The organism is Aureivirga sp. CE67, from assembly GCF_015767245.1.
Lineage (GTDB): Bacteria > Bacteroidota > Bacteroidia > Flavobacteriales > Flavobacteriaceae > Aureivirga.
This window is the reverse complement of record NZ_JADOTV010000042.1, coordinates 1-2,969: the sequence shown is the minus strand read 5'-3', so window position 1 is coordinate 2,969 and position 2,969 is coordinate 1. Positions and strand designations below refer to the sequence as shown.

Here is a 2,969-nt window from a genome sequence, read left to right as displayed (position 1 = left end):
GCAATCTTCTGTAACTTCAACTTTACCTGATGGTGTCACAGTTATTGAAGATACACTTTCTGATGATCCAGAAGATGCAACAACAGAAACGGAAGATCCGACAGTTACTACTTTAAACCAAAACGGAAGTATTGAAATCACAACAAATGATGTTTTAGATTTAGGAGCGGATGGAGTTTTAAATGCAGGAGATATAATCACATATACGGTTGTTATTTCAAATAATGGAAATGTGACTTTAAGTGATATTTCTGTTACAGATACAGGAATTGACTTTGGAATGAATCCAACGACTATTTCAGATTTAGCAGTAGGAACTTCAGAAACATTTACAGGAACTTATGTGCTTACGCAAGCAGATATTGATACTGGAAACTATACAGTACAATCCTCTGTAACTTCAACTTTACCTGATGGTGTCACGGTTATTGAAGATACACTTTCAGATGATCCGGAAGATGCGACAACAGAAACGGAAGATCCGACAGTTACTACTTTAAACCAAAATGGAAGTATTGAGATTACAACAAACGATGTTTTAGATTTAGGAGCGGATGGCGTTTTAAATGCAGGAGATATAATCACTTATACGCTTGTTGTTTCAAATAATGGAAATGTAACATTAAGTGATATTTCAGTAACAGATACTGGAATTGACTTTGGAACGAATCCTACAACAGTTGGTACTTTAGCAGTTGGTACTTCAGAAACATTTACAGGAACTTATGTGCTTACGCAAGCAGATATTGATACTGGAAATTATACAGTACAATCTTCTGTAACTTCAACTTTACCTGATGGTGTCACAGTTATTGAAGATACACTTTCTGATGATCCAGAAGATGCAACAACAGAAACGGAAGATCCGACAGTTACTACTTTAAACCAAAACGGAAGTATTGAAATCACAACAAATGATGTTTTAGATTTAGGAGCGGATGGAGTTTTAAATGCAGGAGATATAATCACATATACGGTTGTTATTTCAAATAATGGAAATGTGACTTTAAGTGATATTTCTGTTACAGATACTGGAATTGATTTTGGAATGAATCCTACAACAGTTGCTTCTTTAGCAGTAGGAACTTCAGAAACATTTACAGGAATTTACGTGCTTACGCAAGCAGATATTGATGCTGGAAATTATACAGTGCAATCTTCTGTAACTTCAACTTTACCTGATGGTGTCACAGTTATTGAAGATACACTTTCTGATGATCCAGAAGATGTGACAACAGAAACGGAAGATCCGACAGTTACTACTTTAAACCAAAGCGGAAATATTGAGATTACAACAAATGATGTTTTAGATTTAGGAACAGATGGTGTTTTAAATGCAGGAGATATAATTACTTATACAGTTGTTGTTTCAAATAATGGAAATGTGACTTTAAGTGATATTTCAGTAACAGATACAGGAATTGACTTTGGAATGAATCCTACAACAGTTGGTACTTTAGCAGTTGGTACTTTAGAAACATTTACGGGAACTTATGTACTTACACAAGCGGATATTGATGCAGGAAATTATACAGTGCAGTCTTCTGTAACTTCAACTTTACCTGATGGTGTCACAGTTATTGAAGATACTTTATCAGATGATCCAGAGGATGGGACAACAGAAACGGAAGATCCGACAGTTACTACTTTAAACCAAAGCGGAAATATTGAGATTACAACAAATGATGTTTTAGATTTAGGAGCAGATGGCGTTTTAAATGCAGGAGATATAATTACTTATACAGTTGTTGTTTCAAATAATGGAAATGTGACTTTAAGTGATATTTCTGTTACAGATACAGGAATTGACTTTGGAACGAATCCTACAACAGTTGGTACTTTAGCAGTTGGTACTTCAGAAACATTTACAGGAACTTACATAATTACGCAAGCAGATATTGATGCTGGAAATTATACAGTGCAATCTTCTGTAACTTCAACTTTACCTGATGGTGTCACAGTTATTGAAGATACACTTTCTGATGATCCAGAAGATGCAACAACAGAAACGGAAGATCCGACAGTTACTACTTTAAACCAAAACGGAAGTATTGAGATCACAACAAATGATGTTTTAGATTTAGGAACAGATGGTGTTTTAAATGCAGGAGATATAATCACTTATACAGTTGTTGTTTCAAATAATGGAAATGTGACTTTAAGTGATATTTCTGTTACAGATACTGGAATTGATTTTGGAATGAATCCTACAACAGTTGCTTCTTTAGCAGTAGGAACTTCAGAAACATTTACAGGAATTTACGTGCTTACGCAAGCAGATATTGATGCTGGAAATTATACAGTGCAATCTTCTGTAACTTCAACTTTACCTGATGGTGTCACAGTTATTGAAGATACACTTTCTGATGATCCGGAAGATGCGACAACAGAAACGGAAGATCCGACAGTTACTACTTTAAACCAAAACGGAAGTATCGAAATTACAACAAACGATGCTTTAGATTTAGGAGCGGATGGCGTTTTAAATGCAGGAGATGTAATCACTTATACAGTTGTAGTTTCAAATAATGGAAATGTGACTTTAAGTAATATTTCTGTTACAGATACTGGAATTGATTTTGGAATGAATCCTACGACAGTTGCTAATTTAGCAGTAGGAACTTCAGAAACATTTACTGGAACTTACATAATTACGCAAGCAGATATTGATGCTGGAAATTATACAGTGCAGTCTTCTGTAACTTCAACTTTACCTGATGGTGTAACGATTATTGAAGATACTTTATCAGATGATCCAGAGGATGGGACAACAGAAACGGAAGATCCGACAGTTACTACTTTAAACCAAAATGGAAGTATTGAGATTACAACAAATGATGTTTTAGATTTAGGAGCAGATGGTGTTTTAAATGCAGGAGATATAATCACATATACGGTTGTTGTTTCAAATAATGGAAATGTGACTTTAAGTAATATTTCTGTTACAGATACTGGAATTGATTTTGGAA

At 34.7% G+C, this 2,969-nt stretch carries 1 protein-coding gene; it reads left to right on the top strand.

The genetic code is table 11. From position 1 onward, the window contains the following. A partial coding sequence (locus tag I0K12_RS21890) for a beta strand repeat-containing protein (RefSeq protein ID WP_196890314.1) occupies positions 1-2,969 on the top strand: 2,969 nt, incomplete at both ends.